The organism is Pantoea sp. Lij88 (genome assembly GCF_030062155.1).
In the GTDB taxonomy this organism is placed as follows: Bacteria; Pseudomonadota; Gammaproteobacteria; order Enterobacterales; family Enterobacteriaceae; genus Pantoea.
The window spans coordinates 875,813-902,302 of the sequence record NZ_CP118269.1 but is presented as its reverse complement, the minus strand read 5'-3'; the positions used below and the strand labels follow the sequence as shown (position 1 = coordinate 902,302).

General features: G+C 55.1%; 22 protein-coding genes and 4 tRNA genes. 3 read left to right on the top strand and 23 right to left on the bottom strand.

Features of this window, described 5'->3' with window-relative positions; genetic code table 11:
- Window positions 1–2 precede the first annotated feature (2 nt).
- Window positions 3–251, bottom strand: a complete 249-nt coding sequence (gene rpsP, locus PU624_RS08145; RefSeq protein ID WP_003849041.1) for a 30S ribosomal protein S16 — start codon at window positions 249–251, stop codon at window positions 3–5.
- Between the two features lie 142 nt (window positions 252–393).
- Window positions 394–1,755 carry a signal recognition particle protein gene (gene ffh / locus PU624_RS08140; protein WP_013358819.1) on the bottom strand — a complete coding sequence of 454 codons (1,362 nt, stop codon included), beginning with the start codon at window positions 1,753–1,755 and terminating at the stop codon, window positions 394–396.
- 165 nt (window positions 1,756–1,920) lie between these two features.
- Here ffh and PU624_RS08135 point away from each other — a divergent pair, with 165 nt between their 5' ends.
- Together PU624_RS08135 and PU624_RS08130 are read left to right on the top strand one after the other, a co-directional pair.
- On the top strand, window positions 1,921–2,721 hold the full coding sequence (locus tag PU624_RS08135) for a cytochrome C assembly family protein (protein ID WP_013358820.1): 801 nt from the start codon (window positions 1,921–1,923) through the stop codon (window positions 2,719–2,721).
- A gap of 15 nt (window positions 2,722–2,736) precedes the next feature.
- On the top strand, window positions 2,737–4,023 hold the full coding sequence (locus PU624_RS08130; protein ID WP_283547229.1) for an HlyC/CorC family transporter: 1,287 nt from the start codon (window positions 2,737–2,739) through the stop codon (window positions 4,021–4,023).
- Window positions 4,024–4,083: 60 nt separating this feature from the next.
- Here PU624_RS08130 and luxS read toward each other — a convergent pair whose 3' ends face one another.
- The 14 genes from luxS to tam form a co-directional block, all read right to left on the bottom strand.
- Complete coding sequence (luxS, locus tag PU624_RS08125) at window positions 4,084–4,599, bottom strand: S-ribosylhomocysteine lyase (RefSeq protein ID WP_009086888.1); 516 nt, start codon at window positions 4,597–4,599, stop codon at window positions 4,084–4,086.
- Window positions 4,600–4,752: 153 nt separating this feature from the next.
- Window positions 4,753–6,360 carry a glutamate--cysteine ligase gene (gshA, locus tag PU624_RS08120; protein ID WP_283547228.1) on the bottom strand — a complete coding sequence of 536 codons (1,608 nt, stop codon included), beginning with the start codon at window positions 6,358–6,360 and terminating at the stop codon, window positions 4,753–4,755.
- A gap of 31 nt (window positions 6,361–6,391) precedes the next feature.
- Window positions 6,392–6,820 carry a YqaA family protein gene (locus PU624_RS08115; RefSeq protein WP_010248498.1) on the bottom strand — a complete coding sequence of 143 codons (429 nt, stop codon included), beginning with the start codon at window positions 6,818–6,820 and terminating at the stop codon, window positions 6,392–6,394.
- Window positions 6,817–7,383 (bottom strand): fructose-1-phosphate/6-phosphogluconate phosphatase, encoded by a 567-nt coding sequence (gene yqaB / locus PU624_RS08110; RefSeq protein WP_283547227.1) that lies wholly within the window; start codon window positions 7,381–7,383, stop codon window positions 6,817–6,819. Before yqaB ends, PU624_RS08115 begins: the two co-directional genes overlap by 4 nt.
- A gap of 596 nt (window positions 7,384–7,979) precedes the next feature.
- A tRNA-Arg gene (locus PU624_RS08105) sits at window positions 7,980–8,056 on the bottom strand.
- A gap of 205 nt (window positions 8,057–8,261) precedes the next feature.
- A tRNA-Arg gene (locus PU624_RS08100) sits at window positions 8,262–8,338 on the bottom strand.
- Between the two features lie 218 nt (window positions 8,339–8,556).
- Window positions 8,557–8,633, bottom strand: a tRNA-Arg gene (locus PU624_RS08095).
- Window positions 8,634–8,641: 8 nt separating this feature from the next.
- Window positions 8,642–8,734: transfer RNA gene (locus PU624_RS08090), tRNA-Ser, on the bottom strand.
- A gap of 283 nt (window positions 8,735–9,017) precedes the next feature.
- Entirely contained in the window at window positions 9,018–9,203 is a 186-nt protein-coding gene (gene csrA, locus PU624_RS08085) for a carbon storage regulator CsrA (protein WP_008927091.1), read from the bottom strand.
- A 248-nt stretch (window positions 9,204–9,451) separates the two neighbouring features.
- Window positions 9,452–12,079: an alanine--tRNA ligase gene (gene alaS, locus PU624_RS08080; RefSeq protein WP_283547226.1), complete on the bottom strand. Its 2,628-nt coding sequence runs from the start codon at window positions 12,077–12,079 to the stop codon at window positions 9,452–9,454.
- A 133-nt stretch (window positions 12,080–12,212) separates the two neighbouring features.
- Window positions 12,213–12,731 carry a regulatory protein RecX gene (locus PU624_RS08075; RefSeq protein WP_283547225.1) on the bottom strand — a complete coding sequence of 173 codons (519 nt, stop codon included), beginning with the start codon at window positions 12,729–12,731 and terminating at the stop codon, window positions 12,213–12,215.
- A gap of 122 nt (window positions 12,732–12,853) precedes the next feature.
- Entirely contained in the window at window positions 12,854–13,924 is a 1,071-nt protein-coding gene (gene recA / locus PU624_RS08070; RefSeq protein WP_283547224.1) for a recombinase RecA, read from the bottom strand.
- 95 nt (window positions 13,925–14,019) lie between these two features.
- The gene (pncC, locus tag PU624_RS08065) at window positions 14,020–14,514 is read right to left on the bottom strand and encodes a nicotinamide-nucleotide amidase (protein ID WP_283547223.1); all 495 of its coding nucleotides are present in this window, start codon (window positions 14,512–14,514) and stop codon (window positions 14,020–14,022) included.
- A 105-nt stretch (window positions 14,515–14,619) separates the two neighbouring features.
- The gene (gene tam / locus PU624_RS08060; protein WP_283547952.1) at window positions 14,620–15,396 is read right to left on the bottom strand and encodes a trans-aconitate 2-methyltransferase; all 777 of its coding nucleotides are present in this window, start codon (window positions 15,394–15,396) and stop codon (window positions 14,620–14,622) included.
- A 167-nt stretch (window positions 15,397–15,563) separates the two neighbouring features.
- On the opposite strand from tam, the gene PU624_RS08055 reads away from it, so the two are divergent.
- Window positions 15,564–16,451 carry a dihydrodipicolinate synthase family protein gene (locus PU624_RS08055; RefSeq protein WP_283547222.1) on the top strand — a complete coding sequence of 296 codons (888 nt, stop codon included), beginning with the start codon at window positions 15,564–15,566 and terminating at the stop codon, window positions 16,449–16,451.
- Window positions 16,452–16,484: 33 nt separating this feature from the next.
- On the opposite strand, the gene PU624_RS08050 is transcribed toward PU624_RS08055, so the two are convergent.
- The 7 genes from PU624_RS08050 to PU624_RS08020 form a co-directional block, all read right to left on the bottom strand.
- Entirely contained in the window at window positions 16,485–16,820 is a 336-nt protein-coding gene (locus PU624_RS08050; protein WP_222925060.1) for a zinc ribbon domain-containing protein YjdM, read from the bottom strand.
- Between the two features lie 80 nt (window positions 16,821–16,900).
- Window positions 16,901–17,983, bottom strand: a complete 1,083-nt coding sequence (mltB, locus tag PU624_RS08045) for a lytic murein transglycosylase B (protein ID WP_179898413.1) — start codon at window positions 17,981–17,983, stop codon at window positions 16,901–16,903.
- Window positions 17,984–18,132: 149 nt separating this feature from the next.
- Window positions 18,133–18,810, bottom strand: coding sequence for a respiratory nitrate reductase subunit gamma (gene narI / locus PU624_RS08040; RefSeq protein WP_283547221.1), 678 nt, complete (start codon window positions 18,808–18,810; stop codon window positions 18,133–18,135).
- Complete coding sequence (gene narJ, locus PU624_RS08035) at window positions 18,807–19,535, bottom strand: nitrate reductase molybdenum cofactor assembly chaperone (protein ID WP_283547220.1); 729 nt, start codon at window positions 19,533–19,535, stop codon at window positions 18,807–18,809. The genes narI and narJ overlap by 4 nt, the downstream gene beginning before the upstream one ends.
- A complete protein-coding gene (gene narH / locus PU624_RS08030) occupies window positions 19,532–21,076 on the bottom strand; it encodes a nitrate reductase subunit beta (RefSeq protein WP_283547219.1) in 1,545 nt (514 codons plus the stop codon). Before narH ends, narJ begins: the two co-directional genes overlap by 4 nt.
- On the bottom strand, window positions 21,073–24,834 hold the full coding sequence (locus tag PU624_RS08025; RefSeq protein WP_283547218.1) for a nitrate reductase subunit alpha: 3,762 nt from the start codon (window positions 24,832–24,834) through the stop codon (window positions 21,073–21,075). The genes narH and PU624_RS08025 overlap by 4 nt, the downstream gene beginning before the upstream one ends.
- A gap of 101 nt (window positions 24,835–24,935) precedes the next feature.
- Complete coding sequence (locus tag PU624_RS08020; protein ID WP_283547217.1) at window positions 24,936–26,327, bottom strand: NarK family nitrate/nitrite MFS transporter; 1,392 nt, start codon at window positions 26,325–26,327, stop codon at window positions 24,936–24,938.
- Window positions 26,328–26,490: the final 163 nt, after the last annotated feature.

Genomic DNA, 26,490 nt, shown 5'->3' with positions numbered 1-26,490 from the left:
GATTAAGCTGCTTTCTTAGCTTCTTTGACCAGCGCGTTAACGCGATCAGAAAGCGTTGCGCCCTGGCCAACCCAGTGCTCGATACGATCCAGATCAAGACGCAGACCTTCAGCCTGACCAGATGCGATCGGGTTGAAGAAACCAACGCGCTCGATGAAACGACCGTTGCGTGCATTGCGGCTGTCAGTGACGACGACCTGATAGAACGGACGCTTTTTAGCGCCGTGACGTGCCAAACGAATTGTTACCATAACATCCTCTTCAGTTAATAAAACACCCGGCCCCCATCGAGGAACGGGGTCCGGGTGCTGTATAAAAAGCCCGAAAATTTTAATCATTTTGGCGAAAAAAGCAACCTAAACCGTACCTTTTCGGGCTTTTTTGTGGAACGCTTTAGCGGCCAGGGAAACCTGGCGGCATCATACCCTTCATGCCGCGCATCATTTTCGCCATACCGCCCTTCTTCATTTTCTTCATCATACGCTGCATGTCGTCGAACTGCTTCAATAAGCGGTTAACATCCTGCACCTGCATACCGGAGCCGGTCGCAATGCGGCGCTTACGCGAGCCTTTGATGATTTCTGGTTTCTCACGCTCTTTGCGCGTCATCGAGTTGATGATAGCTTCCATGCGCACCAGGACTTTGTCATCCATCTGCGACTTAACATTGTCAGGCAGCTGTCCCATACCGGGCAGTTTACCCATCAGGCTGGCCATACCGCCCATGTTGCGCATCTGTTTCAGCTGCTCAAGGAAGTCGTTGAGATCAAAACCGTCGCCGGTTTTCAGCTTCTTAGCCAGTTTCTCGGCCTGATCGCGGTCAACCTTACTTTCGATATCTTCGATCAGTGACAGTACGTCACCCATGCCGAGGATACGCGAAGCAATACGATCCGGATAGAACGGCTCAAGGGCTTCGGTCTTTTCGCCGACACCCATAAATTTAATCGGTTTGCCGGTAATATGACGAATAGACAGCGCCGCACCACCGCGCGCATCACCGTCAACTTTGGTCAGGATAACCCCGGTCAGCGGCAGCGCTTCATTAAAGGCTTTAGCGGTGTTTGCCGCATCCTGACCGGTCATGGCATCGACCACAAACAGCGTTTCTACCGGCTTGATCGCGGCATGAACCTGCTTGATTTCGTCCATCATCGCTTCGTCAACGTGCAGACGACCGGCGGTATCCACCAGCAGCACATCGTAGAACTTCAGGCGTGCTTCACGCAGCGCGTTGTTGACGATATCGACGGGCTTCTGGCTGAGATCGGACGGGCAGAAATCCACGCCGACCTGCTGTGCCAGAGTTTCCAGCTGTTTGATTGCCGCCGGACGATAAACGTCGGCAGAAACCACTAAGACTTTCTTTTTATGCTTCTCGCGCAGGAACTTACCCAGCTTAGCGACGCTGGTGGTTTTACCGGCACCCTGCAGGCCCGCCATCAGTACAACGGCTGGCGGCTGAGCGGCCAGGTCGAGTGCGTTGTTCTCTGCACCCATCGCTGCAACCAGTTCGTTACGAACGATTTTGATAAACTCCTGACCCGGTGTCAGGCTTTTATTCACATCATGACCGACCGCGCTCTCTTTCACACGGTTGATGAAGTCACGCACCACCGGCAGCGCAACGTCAGCTTCAAGCAGTGCCATGCGCACTTCACGCAGGGTCTCTTTGATGTTCTCTTCAGTCAGCCTTCCGCGGCCGCTGATATTTCGCAGGGTTTGCGACAAACGATCGGTTAAATTATCAAACATGGTCTCTCACTAAAAAAAAGATCGCGAGGCGCCTGATCGGCAGAATGCGGCGGATTATAACACGAAGCCTCGGCGATCTCTGCAATTGCCCCTCAGATCGTTTGGAGCCTGCTCCGGCTGGCGCTATACTGCCTTTTTCCTTATCTGACTGACCTGAAAGGATCTATGTTCGTTTTCGCGATAGTGGCGCTATTCGCCTACTCCTTAAGTCTTGCCCTGATCATTCCCAGCCTGTTGAAACGTAACGGTGGCTGGCGGCGAATGGCGATGTTCTCTGCCTGTGTGGCGCTGGTGACACACGCGGTGGCGCTGCAGCAACGCATATTTGCTGTTGATAGCGGACAGAATTTAAGCCTGCTCAACATTGGCTCGCTGGTCAGCCTATTGATCTGCGCCATCATGACCATTGTGGCGTCACGCAACCGTGGCTGGCTGCTGCTGCCGATTGTGTACAGCTTCGCGCTGATCAATCTGGCCTTCGCCACCTTTGTTCCGAATGCGTTCATCACCCATCTGGAAACCACGCCAGGCATGATGATTCATATCGGCCTGTCGCTGTTCGCCTATGCAACCCTGATCATTGCCGCGCTCTATGCACTGCAGCTGGCATGGATCGATTACCAGTTGAAAAACAAGCGACTGGCGTTCACCCAGGATATGCCGCCGCTGCTGACCATCGAACGTAAGATGTTTCACATCACCCAGGTTGGCGTCGTGCTGTTAACGCTGGTGCTCTGCACAGGTCTGTTTTATATGCAGGATCTCTTCAGCGCAGAAAACGTCGATAAAGCCGTGCTCTCAATCATCGCGTGGTTTGTTTATATCGTTTTGCTGTGGGGGCACTATCATGAAGGCTGGCGTGGTCGCCGCGTCGTCTGGTTTAACTGCAGCGGTGCGGTGCTGTTAACCATGGCTTACTTCGGCAGTCGCATCCTGCAGCATCTGCTTGTCCCTACCTCTCGTTAAAAAGGAAGTTCTGCGTTGGAGAATGTTTCAACCACCACGCTGATTATTATTCTCTGCGTCATGGTACTGGTTTCCGCCTGGTTTGCCGGGTCGGAAACCGGAATGATGACGCTTAACCGCTATAAGCTGCGCCATCAGGCCAAAAACGGCAGTCGCCCCGCACGCCGGGTGGAGAAGTTACTGCGTCGTCCCGACCGGCTGCTCAGCCTGGTCTTAATCGGCAATAACCTGGTGAATATTCTGGCCTCTGCGCTCGCCACCATCGTGGGGATGCGTATTCACGGTGATGAAGGAGTCGCGATCGCGACCGGTATCCTGACCTTTGTGGTGCTGGTGTTTGCTGAAGTGCTGCCGAAAACCGTGGCGGCGCTCTATCCCGAACGCGTTGCCTTCCCCAGCAGCCTGCTGCTGGTCCCGCTGCAATACATCATGCTGCCGCTGGTCTGGCTGCTCAACACCATTACCCGCCTGCTGATGAAGATGGTGGGCATTCGCGCTGACGGTGCCATTAACTCTGCGCTGAGCAAAGAAGAGTTACGAACCATCGTCTATGAGTCGCGTAGCCTGATGTCACGCCGTAACCAGGACATGCTGCTCTCTGTGCTCGACCTGGAAAAAGTCAGCGTTGACGACATCATGGTGCCGCGTAATGAGATCGTTGGCATTAACATCAACGATGACTGGAAGTCAGTCGTGCGTCAGCTGAGCCACTCGCCGCACGGCCGCATTGTGTTGTACCGTGACTCACTGGATGACTGCGTCGGCATGCTGCGAGTGCGTGAAGCCTGGCGCATGATGACGGAGAAAAAAGAGTTCACCAAAGAGATGCTCCTGCGCGCCGCTGATGAGATCTACTACATCCCCGAAGGAACGCCGCTGAACACCCAGCTGGTGAAGTTCCAGCGCAACAAAGAGAAAGCGGGCGTGGTAGTAGATGAATATGGTGATATCAAAGGACTGGTGACGATAGAGGATATTCTGGAGGAGATTGTCGGTGACTTCACCACCTCCATGTCTCCGTCGCTGGCCGAGGAAGTGATGCCGCAGAATGATGGCTCCGTGCTGATTGAAGGTAGCGCCAGCGTGCGTGAAATCAACAAGGCGTTTAACTGGCATCTGCCAGAGCAGGAAGCTCGCACCATCAACGGCATGCTGCTGGAGGCGCTGGAAGAGATCCCTGCTATTGCCACCCGTGTTCAGATCGGCCACTACAATGTCGATATCCTGGATGTGCAGGACAACATGATTAAACAGGTGCGCATCACGCCAAAGACGCCGCTGAAAAAATCGGTCGGTTCCTGAAGCCATAAAAAAACGCCGCAATCGACAGGATGCGGCGTTTTTTTAGCAGAGAAGCCCTGACTAGATGTGCAGTTCTTTCAGCTTTTCAGCAGGCAGTTTCAGATCTTCGTTGCGGTTAACGCCGATCTCATGCGCCAGCACATTGCGTGCAATCTGCTGCGCTTCATCCAGAGAGTGCAGCTTGTAGCTGCCACACTGGTATTCATTCAGCTCAGGGATCTGGTTCTGATCTTTCACTTTCAGAACATCCTCCATCGCCCCTTTCCACGCCTTCGCAACGCGCTGCTCGTCTGGCGTACCAATCAGGCTCATGTAGAAGCCGGTGCGGCAGCCCATTGGTGAGATATCGACGATTTCCACACCGTCACCATTCAGGTGATCACGCATGAATCCGGCAAAGAGATGCTCCAGCGTATGGATGCCACGCTCAGTGAGGATATCAATGTTCGGGCGGCAAAAACGCAGGTCAAAAACGGTAATCGTATCGCCATGCGGAGTCTTCATGGTTTTCGCAACGCGTACGGCCGGTGCGCCCATGATGGTGTGATCAACGGTAAAACTGTCCAGTAGTGGCATACGTCACCTCCTGTTCTGAGAATTTTTTTTAAAACGATGAAACTTTTCTGTTCGCCCAACGTCTGAATATATGAAAGACGCGCATTTGTTATCATCATCATCCCTGACAACAGAGATGTTAATTTGGCCACATTGATGTGGCCTTTTTCTTTTCTACCCTTCCCGGCTCGCCAGATACGCTTCAAAATCCAGCTTATCATTCGCTTCCAGCTGCTGCTGTGCAGCAACAGACTCCTGCGCCTGACGCGTGAAATCTTCTTCTGTCAGCACTTCCAGCGGCTCTTCACAGAGCAGATGGCGGTACTGTTCAGCCAGCGCCACGCCGGTTCCGGTTACACCATTCTCCTTCATTGCCTGAAGGATACGCGCCGAGTAGGTTAGCTCAGGATCGTCGAACGATGCTACCAGTTGATCGCAAACCTGCTGATATTCCGTGCTGTCCTGATTGTGACTGTCTAAGACTTCAGCAACCCGACGCAGATCGGCAAACAGGGTTTTGCCCACTTCAACCAGCGAATGTTCCGCTTCTCCGCAGCCCACCGCAATTTTCTGATCCGGTTTACGCCCTTCGAGCACCACCCGATTCCAGTTTTTGCGGGTGCACTGCAACTCATCTGCACTCATTTCCGGCGCATCAGCCAGGGTACACCAGATCAGGAACAGGTCGAGGAAGCGAACCTGATTCTCATCGACGCCGATGGCAGAGAACGGATTGATATCCAGCGAACGCACTTCAATGTATTCAATGCCACCCCGCAGCAGCGCATCAGAAGGCGCTTCACCTGAGCGTGTCACACGCTTAGGCCGGATTGGGGCATAGAGCTCGTTCTCAATCTGCAGCACGTTGGTGTTGAGCTGCAGCCAGTTACCGTCACCATCTTTGGTGCCCATCGCCGCATACTCTTCTGACGGCGTCTTGATCGCTTTCTTCAGCGCAGTGACATAGCCTTCCAGCGAGTTAAACGTGATGCCCAGAGAGCTTTGCGATTTATTGGTGTAGCCTAAATCGCTCAGACGCAGCGAGGTGGCGTACGGCAGCCACATCGTGTCCTTGTCATTGGTTTCGAACGGCAGCGCGCTCTCACGGCCCTGCAGGAAGCTGGAGCTGATAGCCGGCGATGCACCAAACAGATACGGGATCACCCAGCCGAAGCGATAGTAGTTACGGATCAGCCGCAGATAGCCCGCTGAGATGGTCTCTTTTCCGCTTTCCTGATCTTTCACGTCCGCCCACTCCTGCCAGAATGAGAGTGGCAGCGAGAAGTTATAGTGAATGCCGGAGATGGTCTGCATCAACGCGCCGTAGCGGTTTTTCAGGCCTTCGCGGTAGAGGGTCTTCATCTTACCGATATTCGATGTGCCATATTGCGCCAGCTCGATATTGTCCGCGTCGTCAATCACGCACGGCATACTGAAGGGCCACATGCGTTCATCACCCAGTTCACGGGCAACGTGACGGTGAATATCGCGCAGGAATGCCAGCATATGATCGATGCTGTGATCCACTGGCGTAATAAATTCCAGCAACGTTTCGGCAAAATCAGTGGTGATCCAGTCATGCTTCAGCGCCGAGCCCAGAGATTCCGGGTGGCCGCTTTTTGCCAGATCGCCATTTTCCTGTACTCGCAGCGTTTCACGTTCGATGCCACGGCCAATCCCTTTAAGGGCATTGGGATGCGCTTCCAGCCAGGAAAGCGCTTTAGATACGTCCGGGATCACATTACCCCCCCGCTGTGATAATAATTTATTTTTGTTCAGCATAATGTTAACCGTAGCCTCGAATCTGTGCGAATCAATGCCACCATTGCATACCCTGTAATGTGGCAGTCGCGATAACGATATAACGCAGTGTTTTGCCGACAGCGAGAAACAGCATCGCGGGTAGCCAGGCGAAACGTAACCAGCCTGCGAGAACGCAGAGCAGATCACCTATCACCGGCAGCCAGCTGAATAACAGTGCTGCAGGTCCCAGTCGGTGCAACCACGTCATTGCTGTGTCATGCCATCGCCCCTGACGTTTTAGCGGCAGCAAGCGACCAATAAGAATGTTGGTTAAACCGCCCAAGGTGTTTCCCAGTGATGCGGCTAAAAGCAACCCGTAAACTGATGTCTTTTTTGCTATTAATAGTGCTATCAGCAATGCTTCAGAGCTTCCCGGCAGGAGCGTCGCACTCAGAAAACTGCTGCCAAACATTGAGGCATAGGTGAGAACGTCACTCACAGTGAGCGGACATCCACCACTGCCATGCCTGCCGCCTTCGCGGCCTGAATACCAAAGTCTGCATCTTCGAACACCACACAGCGTGCCGGAGCCACACCCATCAGCTCAGCACAGCGTAAGAAGGTTTCAGGCTCGGGTTTGTGACGCTGTACATCGTCAGCGCCGACGACTGCCGCAAAGAGCTCACGCACGCCCAGCTGCGTCAGTAACGCCTCTGCCATGCTATGTTCGCTTCCGGTACCCACCGCCATCGGACGACGTCCGTGGTACGCTTTCACCACGTCCATTAAAGGCAGTGGTTTAACGTTTTCCAGCAGCATCGCTTTCACAGCAGCGGTTTTTTCTGCGGCAAGAAGATGAGGGTCGAGTGACGACTGATTGGATTCAATGATGAACTGCGCAAGCCGCCAGGCAGGTGCGCCATTGAAGTCGATAATGCGTTCTTCATCCAGCGTTAATCCGTAATGCGCCAGTACCTGACGCCACGCTTTTCGATGTGTCGGCTCAGTATCAAGAATCGTGCCGTCCATATCGAAAATCAGGGCGTCATATTGATCGTACATTGTCACTCCGGACATTCACCAAATGAGACATTACTTTAGCCTAATGTGGACAGGTTGTCGCCAGGGGGGATGAACAGCAAATGCTTTGAAAGCATTAGCAATTTTTGTTTTCAGATAAAGGTGATCGTGCGCGGCCACTGATAACCGTACGAATTTTAAGCGATTTTTTAACATTGTTCTGACGAACAAGCGGCGGCGGACGGGCGTGGGCAGCAAAATGGAGAGCGCTGACGCGCAAAAAAGGCGTTTCGGGTCGCTTAAGTCAGGATGATGAATCAGTGAAGCGGATTAAGCAGGAAATCAGTACGGGTAAAGCCAGAGGGTAACTGCAGGGGAGAGTTCTGGATAATGATTCAATTCGGGCTTCGCTCAATGGAGATGATACAACGTGATATCTACATGCAGGCGCTGAACGATTTTTAGGATATAACAGACTGAGGGATTTTTTTAAACTGAAGAAGATGGTGCATCCAGGAGGATTACTCAGCTTTCGCTTGGTCCTTCGGGCCGTTGCTGAAGCAACGTTATCCTCCTTAGTGCGGCCGGGACGCTTATTGCGTCATGTCACACTGAGGCACTGTCCATATTGGAGAATATGGTGCATCCAGGAGGATTCGAACCTCCGACCGCTCGGTTCGTAGCCGAGTACTCTATCCAGCTGAGCTATGGATGCATTGGGGTCTATCTTTTGGGGCACAAATTTTAATGGAATGACAGAAACCAACCTGAGGATGTTACAAAGAATGGTGCATCCAGGAGGATTACTCAGCTTTCGCTTCGCCCTTCGGGCCGTTGCTGAAGCAACGTTATCCTCCTTAGTGCGGCCTGAACGCTAATCACGTCATGACACACTGAGGCACTTACCATATTGCAGAATATGGTGCATCCAGGAGGATTCGAACCTCCGACCGCTCGGTTCGTAGCCGAGTACTCTATCCAGCTGAGCTATGGATGCATAAATCTAATTCTTGTACAACGCAGGGCGCTAACTACTCACCATGAAAGGAATTGCTAATTCGCTTTGTTTCTTTATTTTCGATGGTGCATCCAGGAGGATTACTCAGCTTGCGCTTCGCCCTTCGGGCCGTTGCTAAAGCAACGTTATCCTCCTTAGTGCGGCTTGAACGCTAATGCGTCATGTCACACCGAGGCACTTCTCCATATTCGAAAATATGGTGCATCCAGGAGGATTCGAACCTCCGACCGCTCGGTTCGTAGCCGAGTACTCTATCCAGCTGAGCTATGGATGCATCGAAAATGGCGGTGAGGGAGGGATTCGAACCCTCGATACAGCTTTTGACCGTATACTCCCTTAGCAGGGGAGCGCCTTCAGCCTCTCGGCCACCTCACCATACGCTTTCTTTCGAACTGTGCGTCTGAACGTTGTTTCTGCTCATCGGCACTGCGTGGCGCACATATTACTTTCCCGGACTTTTAAGTCAAACAATTTTTCCGAAACTTTGTTTGATTGAGCAAATCACACACAATTGGGACAAAATGGCGACAAAAAGAGTGAATTATCAACAATGAAAGAGGATGAGGTTAACAAAACAGGAAGGAAGCAGGAGAAAAGAAAAGGCAGGATTTTTAGACAAAGCGGTAGCGCCTCGCACTTGTGCGAGACGCTGAATCCGTTAAACGCTGGTTTGTTGCGTTTTTTCAGCCTGGATGCGTTGATAGATCTCTTCGCGATGCACAGACACTTCTTTCGGCGCGTTAACCCCAATACGAACCTGGTTACCCTTAACACCCAGCACCGTTACAGTTACCTCATCACCGATCATGAGGGTTTCACCAACTCGACGAGTTAGAATAAGCATTCTTTGCTCCTTGAAAGATTAAAAGAGTCGGGCTAGTACAGGCTCCCGGCATTATCCATCATTTAACGCTGCACATTGACTATGAGAAATACACCAATGCACATCGATGCGCCAATACATTCTGCTGATAGTTAGTTTAGCCGAAATACACTACATCAACCTGACTTTGTCATTTGCTGCTTTAGCATCGTATTAAAAAGCGCCGGAACCGGGGTTCTGACGCTTTTTACAATGCCTTGTTCTATATGTTACAGGCGGCTGTTAACCCAGCTCTCGACCCCTGCCAGAGCGCCTTTCAGCGCCTCAGCATCAGCACCACCCGCTTGTGCCATATCAGGACGGCCACCGCCCTTCCCGCCAACCTGCTGTGCCAGACTGGCAATCAACTCACCCGCTTTAACGCGGTCAGTCAGATCTTTGGTCACACCCGCAATCAGCGACACCTTACCTTCAGCAACCGTCGCCAGCACAATAATCGCCGACCCCAGTTGATTCTTAAGATCATCAACCATGGTACGCAGCATTTTAGGTTCGACATTGTTGAGCTCACTGACCAGCAGTTTCACTCCCTTAACGTCGATGGCATTGCTGCTCAGTGAAGCGCTCTCCTGCGCGGCTTGCTGATCGCGCAGTTGCTGCAACTCTTTCTCCAGAGCCCGCACATGATCAACCAGACCACGCACTTTCTCGTTCAGGTTGCTGCTGTTCGCTTTGACCAGCTGCGCAAGGTCCTGCAGCTGGCTGCTCTGCGCATTGACCTGCGCCAGCGCGCCTTCACCGGTAATCGCTTCGATACGACGGATACCGGCTGCGGTGCCTGACTCAGCCTGAATACGGAACAGGCCGATATCACCAGTACGCGCAGCATGGGTACCACCACACAGCTCAACCGAGAAATCACCCATGGTCAGAACGCGCACGCGCTGATCATATTTCTCGCCAAACAGTGCCATAGCCCCTTTAGACTTCGCTGCTTCCAGATCCATCACTTCGGTTTCTACCGGCAGGTTGCGACGAATCTGCGCATTAACGATATCTTCGACCTGACGAATCTCCTGAGGTTTCATCGCTTCGAAATGCGAGAAGTCGAAACGCAGGTATTTGTCGTTAACCAGCGAGCCTTTCTGCGCCACATGCTCACCTAAAACCTGACGCAATGCGGCATGTAATAAGTGAGTTGCAGAGTGATTCAGACGGATACGCGCACGACGTGCCGCATCGACCTGTGCCTCAAGACGATCACCGATACGCAACTGCCCTGCGGTCAGCTTACCGACATGACCGATTGCCTGACCATATTTTTGTGTATCCTGGACGCTAAATTCAGCATTCTTCCCTTTCAGCAGGCCGGTATCGCCTACCTGACCGCCAGATTCCCCATAGAATGGCGTTTCATCCAGCACGACCACGGCATCCTGACCTGCAGTCACTTCCTCCACTGCCTCGCCCGCAACGTAGAGCGCTTTCACTGTGGCGGCTAAATCGAGCTGGTCGTAGCCTTTAAAGGATGAGGCGGCATCGATGCGAATAACGTTGCTGTAGTCAGCGCCGAAGCCACTCGCTTCACGGGCGCGCTGACGCTGCTGCTCCATAGCCTGCTCAAAGCCCGCTTCGTCGATTTTCAGATTACGTTCGCGGCAGACGTCAGCCGTTAAATCAGCCGGGAAGCCAAAGGTATCGTAAAGACGGAAGACGATTTCGCCATCCAGCGTGTCGCCCTGTAGTTTTTCCAGCTCTTCGTCCAGCAGCGCCAGTCCGCGCTCCAGCGTTCTGGCAAACTGGTCTTCTTCGCTTTTCAGCACCTGCTCAACCTGAGCCTGCTGACGCTGTAACTCTTCGCCTGCCGCTCCCATAACTTCAACCAGAGGTGCAACCAGCTTATAGAAGAAGGCTTCTTTGGCGCCCAGCATGTTGCCATGACGCACAGCACGACGAATGATACGACGCAGCACGTAGCCACGGTTTTCATTCGACGGAATCACGCCATCGGCAATCAGGAAAGCACAGGAGCGGATGTGGTCGGCAATAACGCGCAGCGACTTGTTACTGAGATCGGTCGCACCGGTAACCTGTGCCACAGCCTGAATCAGTTTCTGGAACAGGTCGATTTCATAGTTGGAGTTGACGTGTTGCAGAACGGCAGAAATACGCTCAAGGCCCATTCCGGTATCAACCGACGGTTTTGGCAGTGGCAGCATGGTGCCATCAGCCTGACGGTTGAACTGCATAAAGACGATGTTCCAGATCTCAATGTAACGGTCGCCATCTTCTTCCGGGCTACCCGGTGGGCCACCCCAGATGTGATCGCCATGGTCGTAGAAAATCTCGCTGCACGGACCGCAAGGACCGGTATCGCCCATCTGCCAGAAGTTATCTGACGCGTACGCGCTGCCCTTGTTGTCGCCGATGCGAATAATGCGCTCGCGTGGCACACCGATTTCATTCGCCCAGATATCAAAGGCTTCATCGTCGGTTTCATAAACCGTCACCCACAGACGCTCTTTAGGCAGGCTGAACCACTGCTCGCTCGTCAGCAGTTCCCAGGCAAAACCAATCGCCTCTCTCTTGAAGTAGTCACCAAAGCTGAAGTTACCCAGCATTTCAAAGAAGGTGTGGTGACGTGCGGTGTAACCGACGTTTTCAAGATCGTTATGTTTACCGCCTGCGCGTACGCAGCGCTGTGACGTGGTCGCACGTGTGTAATCACGTTTGTCCTGTCCGAGGAACACATCTTTAAACTGGTTCATCCCGGCGTTAGTAAACAACAAGGTTGGATCGTTATTCGGTACGAGGGAGCTGCTGGTTACAACCTCATGTCCCTTGCTATGAAAAAAGTCGAGAAACGCTTGACGGATCTCAGCAGTGCTCTTGCTCATATATGTCCTGGAATCACGCTAACGAACGTTCCCTCTGATCGGCGCGGCCACATTTTCGTGGTGCCTGATTAGCGGAACAAAAAGTGGGAATAAGATAAATTTTCTTCGGTGGGAAGTAAAATTACATCGGCTTTTAGTCATCAAAATTTCTGAAAATGGACTGGATATCGTCGGTCTGAAAGCCCTTTGACTGCAGATAGCGTAGTACTTTCGCTTTCTCTTTCCACTCTGTGGGCAACGGATGTCCGAATTTTCTTTCAGCCAGCTGAGCCGCACAGGCCGCCCAGTCGACTTCCGTCTCTTCCATCGCAATATCAATGGCTTCACGGTCGATGCCTTTCTGAGCCAGTTCAAGGCGCACGCGCTGCGACCCAAAGCCCTTACGGCTTCGGCTCTGAATAAACCGCTCGGTGAAGCGTTCGTCATTTAACCAGCCGCTGTCCTGGCACCAGTCCAGCACCTGCTCCAGCAGCTCATCGGTGATAATTTCGGGCTCTTTTTTCTGTGCCCATGCGGCACGCTGAGCTGACTGTTGCAGCTTGCGGGCTAATTCTGCACGGCTGTGATCGCGCTGACCCAGGATACGCATCGCACGGTCAAGCAGACGAGAATAAGAGACGACATTCGGTTGGGGCTGAGAAGGTTCAGTCATACTGCGCACCTTGTACAAACAGGGGGAGATTATGGCGACAGAACAGGACAGAGGGAAGGCAAGAAAGGGAATAGAGGGGGTAAAAACTACGGGAGAGGCTTTTGCCCCTCCCGCATCAGAGATTAGAAGTCTTCGTTCGCTTCACTTGCCGCGTCTTCTTTCTCAGCAGACTTGTCGGCTGATGCGAGTTTTTCATCCGCGCCGTTGAGCAACATTTCACGCAACTTCAGATCAATTTCGTTTGCCACAGCAGCATTCTCTTTCAGGAAGTTGCCCGCATTCGATTTACCCTGACCAATCTTGTCGCCATTGTAGCTGTACCATGCACCCGCTTTTTCAATCAGCTTGTGCTTCACGCCCAGGTCGACCAGCTCGCCAAAGGTATTGATACCTTCGCCGTACATGATCTGGAATTCAGCCTGTTTGAATGGCGCGGCGATTTTGTTTTTCACCACTTTAACGCGGGTCTCACTGCCGACCACGTTATCGCCCTCTTTGATTGCACCGATACGGCGGATATCAAGACGGACAGAAGCGTAGAACTTCAGCGCGTTACCACCGGTGGTGGTTTCCGGGTTACCAAACATCACACCAATTTTCATACGGATCTGGTTGATGAAAATCAGCAGGGTGTTGGACTGCTTCAGGTTACCGGCCAGTTTACGCATCGCCTGGCTCATCATACGTGCCGCGAGGCCCATGTGTGAGTCACCGATTTCACCTTCGATTTCCGCTTTAGGCGTCAGAGCGGCAACGGAGTCGACGATGATGACATCAACGGCACCAGAGCGCGCCAGCGCATCACAGATTTCCAGCGCCTGCTCACCCGTATCGGGCTGAGAGCAGAGCAGGTTATCGATATCGACGCCCAGTTTCTTGGCGTAAACCGGATCCAGTGCATGCTCGGCATCGATAAAGGCACAGGTTTTGCCTTTACGCTGTGCTGACGCGATAACCTGCAGGGTCAGCGTGGTTTTACCGGAAGACTCGGGGCCGTAGATCTCAACGATACGGCCCATTGGCAGACCGCCTGCGCCTAATGCGATATCCAGCGACAGCGAGCCGGTAGAGATCGTTTCCACATCCATTGAGCGGTCTTCACCCAAGCGCATGATGGAGCCTTTACCAAATTGTTTCTCAATCTGGCCAAGCGCGGCAGCTAAAGCCTTCTGTTTGTTTTCATCAATCGCCATTTCAACTCCTAATCAAGCCGGGTAAACACGCACTCAGGGTGCCTGTACTCTTTCTGTTGCCGACAATTATACTGTATAGTCATACAGTATCAAGTTTAATTTGTCAGAAATTCGCCATACAGTTTCTGTAAGGCCCATGCCACCGACTGGCGGCGAACGGCATCACGATCGCCGTTAAAATGCTGCTTAAAAGTCAATACGTTATCCTGTGGCCCGGCAAAACCAAACCACACCGTGCCCACTGGTTTTTCTTCACTGCCGCCATCCGGACCGGCAATGCCGCTAACGGATATTGCATAGTCAGCATGAGCCGCCTTGCGGGCACCCAGCGCCATCTCACGCACCACCGCTTCACTGACCGCGCCATACTGCGCCAGCGAGTCAGCCTGAACATCCACCAGCTGCTGTTTGGCCTCATTACTGTAGGTCACAAAACCACGTTCAAACCAGGCAGAGCTGCCGCTGATATCGGTAAAGACTTTAGCAATCCATCCCCCCGTGCAGGATTCCGCACAGGTTACGGTGGCATTGCGCTGCTTCAGCTTCTCACCTATCTGCGCACTAAGCGCCTGCAACTGCTGATCATCCATTACATCTTCTCCCTGGGCTGTGGGTTGAAGGTGGTGCAGAAAAACCGCTTTTTCAAGGGCACTCACCTCTGTAGCGCTGTTTTTGCGACCCGCTTTCCACCGCGCTTAGCCTTTTTTCACCGCAACCATGAAGAGACGCGGGAAGGCGAGCAGAACCTGACCATCGGCCTGAGCCGGATAGGCGGTAAGCAGACGCTGATGATAATCAGACAGAAATGCCGTCTGTTCAGAGGCATCCAGCGTCGCCAGGAAAGGCCGTAAGCCGGTCGCCTGCAGCCAGCTGATAATCGCCTGCGCATCGGCCATCACGTGATAATAGGTGGTACGCCAGATATCCACCTCACAACCGGCCTGCACCAGCAAATTGTAGTACTCCCCCGTCGAAAGCAGCTGTGTACGTTCAATAGCAGCGGCATTAATGCGTGAACGCCAGCGTTCCGTTGTCGCCACCTCACGCATCAGCTGGTGCGACGGTTCGTTAAGGTTATCAGGCATCTGGACTGCCAGCACCCCTCCCGTCGCCAGCTGGCTGACCAGATGAGGAAACAGTGAGGCGTGATTGTCCAGCCATTGCAGCGACGCGTTGGCATAAATCACCTGCTGCGGCACATCTGCCTGCCAGGTGCGGATATCCGCCTGGACAAAACGGCAGTGCGGCAGGCGTTCACTGGCCTGAGATAACATCGCCGCTGAACTGTCGAGTCCGGTGACCTGCGCCAGCGGCCAGGCATCGGCGAGCAGCTCGGTACTGTTGCCTGGCCCGCATCCCAGATCGGTTACCTGCTCAACCTGTTCCAGGCTTATGCGCGCCAGCAGTTCGCGGGCCGGACGGGTTCGCTCCGCTTCAAATTTGCGATACAGCACGGGATCCCACTCTTTCATCATGACCTCTCACTCAGTTATCAGATGCTTCCGCTTACTGAGACGGACGAAAGACGAAAAAGTGCGACCCGTTGCTCACTTTTGAATCATACGCTGGCAGAGACCTGCGGGAATAATTAAGTTAAAACACCGTTTCATTTTTTTAACACCCGATTCAGGAGTCAGCCATGAGTGAAAAATCGGCCTTTGCCGGTGTCTGGTGCCCAACCGTCACCCCGTTCAATGCGCAGGGTGCCGTCGATATCGACGCGCTCGGGCGACACTTTTCCCGCCTCAATGACTCCGGTATCGACACGCTGCTGGTAATGGGCAGCATTGGCGAGTTCGCCTCACTGACGCAGCAGGAGCGTTTACTGCTGATTCAGGAAGCCAGACCCCTGTCACCGCTGAAGATGGTAGCGAACGTCTCGGCGACCTGTATCCCGGACATGCTGGAACTGGCTGAAGCCGCCTGGAAAAATGACTTTGACGCGGTGATGGTGCTGCCGCCCTACTATTACGGTCAGACGCAACAGCAGCTGATGCACTACTTCGAAGCGCTTGATGCGCAACTGGGGGGAAAATGGTTTGCCTACAACTTTCCGGCACGTACCGGCTGCGATCTGACGCCAGCGCTGATTGCCGCTCTGGCAGCAAAGTTGCCCAACTTTATCGGCATCAAAGATACGGTAGATTGCCTGTCGCATAACCGGGCAATGATCGAAAAGACCCGCAAGGTACGCAGTGATTTCGCCGTGCTATCGGGCTATGACGAATACCTGCTTCCCAATCTGATGGCGGGTGGCGCCGGGGTGATTTCAGGCCTGAATAATATTGTGCCGGAGTACTTTGCAGAGATGATGGCGGCATGGCGGACGGGCAATCTGCCTGAGCTGACACGTCTGCAACAGCAGATCGGCCGGCTGATGGCGATTTACACTATTGGCGATGATTTTGTGACGACGATTAAAACGGCCGTAGCGCGACGTTATGACTCGATAAGCAGTCAATCGCGTAACTACGGTGGCACGCTGAATGCGGAACAGTGCGCCGCAGTTGATCGCCTGTTCAGCTAAAAAGAGAGGGGGCGCGTCCCTGCGCCCCGGATCTCAGTTCTTTTTCACGAACTCAGATTTTAATTTCATCGGGCCAAAACCGTCGATTTTACAATCGATGTTGTGGTCCCCTTCCACCAGGCGAATGCTTTTCACTTTGGTACCGATCTTCAGCGATGAGGAGCTGCCCTTCACCTTGAGATCTTTGATCACCGTGACGCTGTCGCCATCTGCCAGCAGATTGCCGTTGGCATCACGCACTTCCAGCGATCCGTTGCTGCTGTCACCCTCTCCTTCGGTCCAGATATGGCCGCAGGAGGGGCAGTTAAGATTATCACCATCTTGCCAGGTGTAATCGGCGTGACAAGCTGGGCAGGCAGGTAAAGACATAACGACTCCAGAGATATCAGTGGCTGTGTGGCCTGAAAAAGGGCGTCATCATATAACCTTACAGTTAACAAGGATAGCCTTTATAACAGGCCGCCCTGCCGGGCCTTGCTCACCGCCTCACCCAGCTGCCACACCGCCATCGCATAATGCGTACTGTGGTTGTAGCGGGTAATGACATAGAAATTCGGTAAGCCGTACCAGTACTGATAGCTGGTGCCTAAGTCGAGGCGCAGCAGACTGACCTGATTGTTACCGTCCAGCGAGCCCTGAGGGGACAGGCCTGACGCCGCCAGCATGCTCACGCTGTAGCTGGTTTTGAAGCCATCTTCCAGCATTGGTGCCTGACCGCTGGCCGGAACCGCCACATTTTCGCCGCTACGCCAGCCGTGCTTCTGGAAGTAGTGCGCCACGCTGCCGATAGCATCCACCGGATCCCACAGGTTTGCATGGCCGTCGCCGTTGAAATCAACCGCGTAATCATTGTAAGAGGAAGGCATAAACTGACCATAGCCCATCGCCCCGGCGAAAGAGCCTTTCAGCGCCAGCGGGTCATCCTGCTCTTTACGCGACATCAGCAGGAAGGTTTCCAGCTCGCTGCTGAAGTATTCGGCACGGCGCGGATAGTTAAATGACAGGGTCGCCAGCGCATCCAGAATGCGCGTTTTCCCCATCACGCGACCCCAGCGGGTTTCCACGCCAATGATGCCGACAATAATTTCCGGCGGCACGCCGTAGACCTGCTGCGCACGTTGCAGCGCATCCTGATACTGGTTCCAGAACGCCACGCCGTTTTGCACGTTATCCGGCGTAATGAATTTATTGCGATAGCGAATCCAGGCTCCGTTAGGGCCTGGCGAGGGCGTATAGCTCGGCGCCTGACGATCCATCAGCCGCAACACATAATCCAGTCGCTTAGCCTGACCGATGATGTTGTGCAGCTGCTCACGATCGAAGTCATGCTTCTCCACCATCTTATCGATAAATTGCTCTGCTGCCGGATTACCGGCGAAGTCACCAAACATCGCCTGTCCGCTGTGTGACGGCTGCAGTAAAAAACCACCCTGTGGCGCAGCCAGCATCTTCTGCTGGGTCGGAACTTCAGGTTTGCTGCTGCAGGAGGCCAGAAGCGGGATGAACGCAAGGAGGGCTAACTTGAGACGCATCGGTTATCCATAAACGAGGGGTAAATTCAGATGCGGTAATAGTAGTCGTTCAGCGCGGTGACATACAGTCCGGAATCTTAAAAAAACGTCAACGCAGCCGTGACTTAAAATGGCTGCGGGACGGTCTCTCCCCCGCAGCCCTCCGGCGTTTAACGGCGGTTTCTCACCAGCTGATAACGACGGGTCAGATACTCAACCGGCGCGCTCCAGATATGCACCAGGCGGCAGAACGGGAACAGCAGGAATAGCGTCATGCCCAGCACCATGTGTACACGGTAAATAAACGCGACGCCTTCCAGATGCTGCGACGCGCCACCGTGGAAAGTCACTACCGCCTGCGCCCAGCCCACCAGCTTCATCATCTCACTGCCGTCCATATGCTGAGCGGAGAACGGAATGGTCAGCAGGCCCAGCGTGGCCTGAGCCACCAGCAGCGTCAGGATCAGAATGTCGCCGACGCTGCTCGTTGCCCGCACCCGAGGATGGGTCAGACGGCGCTTCAGCAGCAGCGCACCGCCCGCCAGTGTCATCGCACCGAACAGGCCACCGGCTATCATCGCCAGCTTCTGCTTCACATCAATCGGCAGGAACGATTCATACATCCAGTGCGGCGTCAGCATCCCGACGATATGGCCGAAGAAGATACCGATGATGCCGATGTGGAACAGGTTAGAGGCCAGCCGCATTCCTTTTTTGTCCAGCATCTGACTGGAACCGGCCCGCCAGCTGTACTGCCCGTAGTCGTAGCGCAGCCAGCTCCCCACCAGGAAGACCGTTCCGGCCAGGTAGGGATAAATATCGAAGAAGAAGGTGTTAATAAAATTCATGCTGATTCTCCTGTGGTGCGCGCCGTCGCCGCGGCGATATCCAGATACTGCGGCGCGACCGCATCGGCGAAGCGACGCTGATGCATCGCCTGCTGCGCCGAGGCACAGCCCTGTTCGCCGAGAAATTTAATCTGCTCCTCTTCCCAGACCGCATCGAGTGCTGCCGGGGTATCGTCACGTGCTTCCTGCGCCACCTGGGGCCTGAGGGCCGCAGGATCGACCGCACTACCGGACAGCGTCAGTAACACTGCGAACAGATCAGCATAAGGACTCTGACGCTCTTCCAGCCGCGCGGCCAGCAAGGCCAGGATCGGCACAATGTCCTCCAGCCCCTGACGCGCGGCCTCATCACTTTTACAGGCGAGATATTCCAGGTAGAGCGGCAGATAATCGGGCAACTCTTTGCTGTCCAGCTCCAGACCGTCGGCCCGGTACTGTTCGAGCAGATCGACCATCGCCTGACCGCGATCGCGGGACTCCCCGTGCACATGTTCAAACAGCAGCAGCGAGGTGGCACGGCCGCGATCAAACAGCTCGCAGTAGTCAGCCTGCACATCCAGCAGGGACCGGGTGCAGAGCTGATTGATGAAGCCCACCAGCCGTGCGCTCTGCTGCAGATTGAGTTCGCTGGCCTCCTCCAGCGCCGCGATCAGGTCGGGATAGTGGGTAAACAGCGCCTCGTCCGGGTAATCCAGCAGGCGCGACAGCACACGCAGCGTCATCATGAGGCATCCTCCGGACGCGTGGTTTGCCTGCTGACGTCGATGGCATCAATACGGCGGCTGTTGAACAGATTGAATTTGCTGTCGCTGCCGTGGCAGCCATCGCCAAAGCTAAAGCCGCAGCCTTTGCTTTCCGGGAAAGCTTCACGCGCCAGTTCGCGATGACCTGAGGGCACCACAAAGCGATCTTCATAGTTCGCAATCGCCAGATAGCGGTACATCTCCTGCGCCTGGGCTTCGGTCAGACCGACCTGCTCCAGCGCCCGGATATCATGCTCACCGTCCACACTTTCTGCGCGTTTGTAATGGCGCATCGCCAGCATGCGTTTCAGTGCCAGCAGCACCGGCGCGGTGTCGCCTGCGGTCAGCAGGTTCGCCAGATACTCAACCGGAATACGCAGGCTTTCCACATCCGGCAGTACGCCGGTGTGCGCCAGCGCCCCGCCATCTACCGCCGACTGAATCGGTGACAGTGGCGGCACATACCAGACCATCGGCAGCGTGCGGTATTCAGGGTGAAGCGGCAGCGCCAGCTTCCACTCCATCGCCATTTTATAAACCGGGGAACGCTGGGCCGCGTCGATCACGCTCTGTGCGACGCCATCTTTCAGCGCCTGGGCGATCACGGCCGGATCGTTGGGATCAAGGAAGATATCCAGCTGGCTCTGATAGAGATCCTTCTCGTTTTCTGCGGCGGCCGCCTGTTCAATGCGGTCAGCGTCATACAGCAGCACGCCGAGATAGCGGATACGGCCGACACAGGTTTCCGAGCAGACGGTGGGCTGGCCCGCTTCGATACGCGGATAACAGAAAATGCATTTTTCTGATTTGCCGCTTTTCCAGTTGAAGTAGATCTTCTTGTACGGACAGCCGGTGAGGCACATCCGCCAGCCGCGACATTTATCCTGGTCAATCAGCACGATGCCATCTTCGCCGCGCTTGTAGATCGCGCCGCTCGGGCAGGTCGCCACACATGCCGGGTTGAGGCAGTGCTCACACAGGCGTGGCAGATACATCATGAAGGTGTGCTCAAACTGGCCGTAAATATCCTTCTGGATGTTTTCGAAGTTCTTATCCTGTGAGCGTTTGGCAAACTCGCCGCCGAGGATCTCTTCCCAGTTCGGGCCATTTTCGATCTTTTTCATCCGCTGACCGGTGATCAGCGAGCGCGGACGCGCAATCGGCTGATGTTTGCCAGCGGGCGCATTGTGCAGATGCTGATAATCAAAATCGAACGGCTCGTAGTAATCATCCAGCGCAGGCACATCCGGGTTGGCGAAGATCTTCGACAGCAGGCCGACGCGACTGCCCATGCGCGGCTCCAGCTTGCCGTTGATTTTACGGATCCAGCCGCCCTTCCACTTCTGCTGATCTTCCCAGGCGTGCGGATAACCGACGCCAGGCTTGCTTTCGACGTTGTTGAACCACGCGTATTCCATGCCCTCGCGGCTGGTCCAGACGTTTTTACAGGTCACCGAGCAGGTGTGGCAGCCGATACATTTGTCGAGGTTCAGCACCATGCCGACCTGTGAACGAATTTTCATGGTTTTACCTCCTGCTGGCTGCCCTGGCAGGCATCGTTGCCTTCCCCGTCTAACCAGTTAACGTTGTTCATTTTTCTCACCACCACGAACTCATCGCGGTTAGAGCCGACGGTGCCGTAGTAGTTAAAGCCCCAGGAGAGCTGCGCATAACCGCCGATCATATGAGTCGGTTTCGGACAGGTTCGCGTCACGGAGTTATGGATACCGCCGCGCTGACGGGTGATCTCCGAGCCGGGAATATTCACGATGCGTTCCTGGGCGTGGTACATCATGGTCATCCCGGCCGGGATGCGCTGGCTGACGACCGCACGAGCGGTCAGCGCACCGTTGGCGTTAAACGCCTCGATCCAGTCGTTATCCACAATGCCCAGCTCACGGGCGTCATCTTCACTCATCCAGACAATCGGTCCGCCGCGTGACAGCGTCAGCATCAGCAGGTTGTCGCTGTAGGTGGAGTGAATGCCCCACTTCTGGTGTGGCGTCAGGAAGTTCAGTGCCTTCTCCGGATTACTGTTGGGATTGCTGTTCAGCAACGGCTTCGCCGCGCGGGTGTCGATTGGCGGACGATAGACCATCAGGCTCTCACCGAAGGCGCGCATCCACTCATGATCCTGATAGAGCTGCTGACGGCCGCTCAGGGTACGCCACGGGATCAGCTCATGAACGTTGGTGTAACAGGCGTTGTAAGAGACATGTTCATCTTCCAGCCCTGACCAGGTCGGGCTGGAGATAATCTTGCGCGGCTGCGCCTGGATATCGCGGAAGCGGATCTTCTCATCTTCTTTATTCAGCGCCAGATGCGTGTGGTCACGACCGGTAATCGCGCCCAGCGCCTGCCAGGCTTTCACCGCCACCTGACCATTGGTTTCCGGTGCCAGCGCCAGGATCACTTCGGCTGCATCAATCGCCGTGTCGATATTCGGCCGTCCCGCTGCCGGGCCATCGGCTTTGACGTAGTTCAGCTGTTTGAGGAAATCGACTTCTTTGCTGGTGTTCCAGCTGATGCCCTTGCCGCCGTTACCCTGGGTCTCCAGCAACGGTCCCAGCGAGGTAAAGCGCTCCCAGGTCGCCGGATAGTCGCGTTCCACCACCATAATGTGTGGCGCGGTTTTGCCCGGAATCAGGTCGCACTCGCCTTTTTTCCAGTCTTTCGCCTCAAACGGCTGCGCCAGTTCTGCGGGCGAGTCATGCAGCACCGGCAGCGTAACCACATCCGTTTCAACGCCTAAATGGCCCGGGCAGAGATCGGAGAAGGCTCTGGCGATGCCTTTGTAGATCTCCCAGTCGCTTTTAGAATCCCAGGCCGGATCGACGGCGGCCGAGAGCGGATGAATAAACGGATGCATATCCGAGGTATTCATATCGTCTTTTTCATACCAGGTGGCGGTTGGCAGCACGACATCAGAGTAAAGGCAGGTGCTCGACATACGGAAGTCGAGTGTCACCACCAGATCCAGCTTGCCTTCGCCACCCTGATCCAGCCACTCCACCTCTTCGGGTTTCACGCGGCCCTGCTGACCCAAATCTTTACCCTGAATGCCATTCTCCGTGCCCAGCAGGTACTTCAGCATGTACTCATGCCCCTTGCCTGAGGATCCGAGCAGGTTGGAACGCCAGACAAACAGGTTGCGCGGGAAGTTCTGCGGATTATCCGGCTGTTCAGCAGCAAACCGCATAGTGCCCTGCTTCAGGCTTTCCACGGTGTAATCCAGCGGTGACTGACCGGCGGCTTTCGCCTGCGCCGCGATGTGCAGCGGGTTGACGTTAAGCTGAGGCGCGGAAGGCAGCCAGCCCATGCGTTCGGAACGGACGTTAAGGTCGATCAGGCTGCCGCTGTAGCGGCTTTTGTCCGCCAGCGGTGACAGCAGTTCGCTGGTGGCCAGGGTTTCATAGCGCCACTGACTGGAGTGGTTATAGAAGAAAGAGGTGCTGTTCATCTGACGTGGCGGACGCTGCCAGTCGAGGCCAAAGGCCAGCGGAGCCCAGCCGGTCTGCGGACGGAGTTTTTCCTGACCGACATAGTGCGCCCAGCCCCCGCCGCTCTGACCCACACAGCCGCAGAAAATCAGCATGTTCATCAGGCCACGGTAGTTCATGTCCATGTGATACCAGTGGTTCATACCGGCACCGACAATGATCATTGAACGGCCACGGGTTTTCTCAGCGTTTTCGGCAAACTCCCGGGCAATGCGGATGATGTTCTGACGGGAAACGCCCGTAATCTGCTCTGCCCAGGCCGGGCTGTAGGCTTTGATCTCGTCGTAGTTTTGCGCGCAGTTGGCATCATCCAGACCGCGATCCAGGCCGTAGTTCGCCAGGGTCAGATCGTAGACGCTGGTGACCAGCGCTTCGCTGCCATCCGCCAGTTGCAGACGTTTTACCGGCAGCTTGTGCAGCAGGATCTCATCCAGCGCGACACTGTTGAAATGCTCGCTGGTGATGCCGCCAAAGTAAGGGAAACCGACCTCAACCACCTCATCGTGACTGCCGAGGAGGCTGAGCTGCAGCTCCACTTCTTTTTGTGACAGGCCGTCGCGCTGCTCCAGGTTCCATTTGCCTTTTTCGCCCCAGCGGAAGCCGATAGAGCCCTGCGGCGCAATCAGTTCTCCGGTTGCCTGATCCAGCGCCACGGTTTTCCATTCCGGGTTATTCTCCTGACCCAGGCCATCCACCAGATCGCTGGCGCGCAGCTGACGGCCTGCGGCGTAGTAACCGCCCTCACGCGGTTCCAGCATGACCAGCATCGGCATGTCGGTGTAACGACGCACGTAGTCGCGGAAATAGCCGACTTCGCGATCAAGGTGAAACTCTTTCAGCATCACGTGGCCCATCGCCAGCGCCATCGCGCTGTCGGTGCCCTGCTTCGGACTCAGCCACTGGTCGCACAGCTTCGCAACTTCGGCATAGTCCGGGGTGATCGCCACGGTTTTCGTCCCCTTGTAGCGAACTTCCGTGAAGAAGTGCGCATCCGGGGTACGGGTCTGCGGCACGTTCGAGCCCCAGGCAATGATGTAAGAAGAGTTGTACCAGTCAGCGGACTCCGGCACGTCGGTCTGCTCGCCCCAGGTCATTGGTGACGCTGGTGGCAGGTCGCAATACCAGTCGTAAAAACTCAGGCAGGTGCCACCAATCAGTGACAGGTAACGTGCGCCGGCAGCGTAGGAGACCATCGACATCGCCGGAATCGGCGAGAATCCCATAATGCGGTCAGGACCGTAGGTCTTCGCGGTGCAGATGTTCGCGGCCGCGATCATCTCATTCACTTCCTGCCAGCTGGAGCGGACAAAGCCTCCACGTCCACGCGCCTGCTTGTAGCTCTTCGCTTTCTCAGGGTTACTGATGATGGATGCCCAGGCATCCACCGGATCGCTGTGCTGCGCTTTCGCGTCGCGCCACAACTGAATCAGTTTCTTGCGCATCAGCGGATATTTCAGGCGGTTAGCGCTGTAGAGATACCAGGAGTAGCTGGCACCGCGTGGGCAGCCGCGCGGTTCATGGTTGGGCAGGTCGGGACGGGTACGCGGATAGTCGGTCTGCTGGGTCTCCCAGGTGACCAGACCGTTTTTCACATAGATTTTCCAGCTGCATGAGCCGGTGCAGTTAACACCATGGGTGGAGCGCACGACTTTATCGTGCTGCCAGCGGCTGCGGTAGCCATCTTCCCAGTCGCGGTTGCTGTTTAAGGTCTGGCCATGCTGACCGGAAAACGGCTCGGCCAGCTGTTTAAAATAACGAAATCGATCAAGAAACTTGCTCATCCGGAATACTCCTGAAGGCCTGGTATGACATTGCTGACTCTGCGTCTGTCGCGACACAGAAAGGAAAATTTTGCCGGTGCGGCACACCGGCTTTATCGTTATCAGGCGCGGGCTTTACGTCCATAAACCAGCCAGGTCACCGCGATGCAGCAGAGGTAAAAGACCAGGAAGATTTTCATCGCGCCAGCGGGGGAACCGGTCATGGCGAGCGACAGGCCAAACGTCTGCGGAATAAAGAAGCCGCCCAGCGCGCCAATCGCGGAGATAAAGCCGAGCGCAGCCGAGGTTTCCGTTCCCGCTTCACGCTGCGCATGCGCATCGTCGCCGCCTTCGGCTTTGATACGTTCCAGCGTTAGCTTGCGGAATAGCACCGCAATCATCTGGTAGGTGGAGCCGCTGCCCAGACCGGCGGTCAGGAACAGGCCCATAAACACAGCGAAGAAGGCGACGAACGATCCCTCATGTCCGTCACCCGGCAGGGTGAGGAACAGCAGCGCGGCAAACAGCGCCATCAGGATGTAGTTGACCAGCGTGACGCGGGTGCCGCCGAGCCGGTCAGAAATGATGCCGCCTGCTGAACGGGCCAGTGCGCCAATCAGCGGGCCGAAAAAGGCGTAATGCATGATCACGACATCGGGAAATTGCGTCTTCGTCAGCATGGCAAAACCGGCAGAGAAACCGATAAAGGAACCAAAAGTCGCCAGATAGAGCAGCGCCATGACCCACAGATGGGGACGTTTCAGCACCGGTAGCTGCTCACGCAGCGAGGATTTTGCCGCCGCCAGATCGTTCATGCCGAACCAGGCTGCCAGCGTGCCGATTGCCAGGAACGGCACCCAGATCCAGGCCGCATTTTCCAGCCAGAGGCTGTCGCCGGTGACGGTGGTATGACCGACATCGGCAAAACCAAAAATGGCGCAGGAGATCGCCAGCGGCGCGACAAACTGCATCACGCTGACGCCGAGATTTCCGAGGCCGCCGTTGATGCCCAGCGCGCCGCCCTGACGGGCTTTGGGAAAGAAGAAGCTGATGTTGCCCATGCTCGATGCGAAGTTAGCGCCGCCAAAACCGCACAGCAGGGCTATCACCGTGAACGTTGTGAATGACGTCTGGCTGTCCTGTACCGCAAAGCCGAGCCACAGGCAGGGAAGGATCAGGATGCCGGTGCTGAAGGCGGTCCAGCGGCGTCCGCCAAAGATCGGAATAACAAACGAGTAAGGCACCCGCAGCAACGCACCGGAGACCGACGGCAGCGCGGTCAGTAAAAAGAGCTGTTCGGTGCTGAAGTTAAAACCCACTTTGTTCAGGTTAACCGCGACGGTGCTGAACAGCATCCAGACGCAGAAGCCCAGCAGCAGGCAGAAAACAGAAATCCACAGGTTACGGCTGGCGATGCGTTTACCGCGTGACTGCCAGAATGCATCGTTTTCCGGTTGCCAGTCCTGAATTAACGCGCCGCGCGTCGGGGTTTGCAAAGGGGCGGATTGGGTCATAAATGTCTCATCAGCAGAATAATAATTGTGCATATCCTGCGTATCCGGCCTGGCGGCTTGCTTGATACAAATCAACGGCAAGTCAGGTTACAACGGCGTGGCAACGCCTGACCCTCCTGGTTAAGTAGTTGACCGGATGCGGATAACCCTTATAAATCATGCG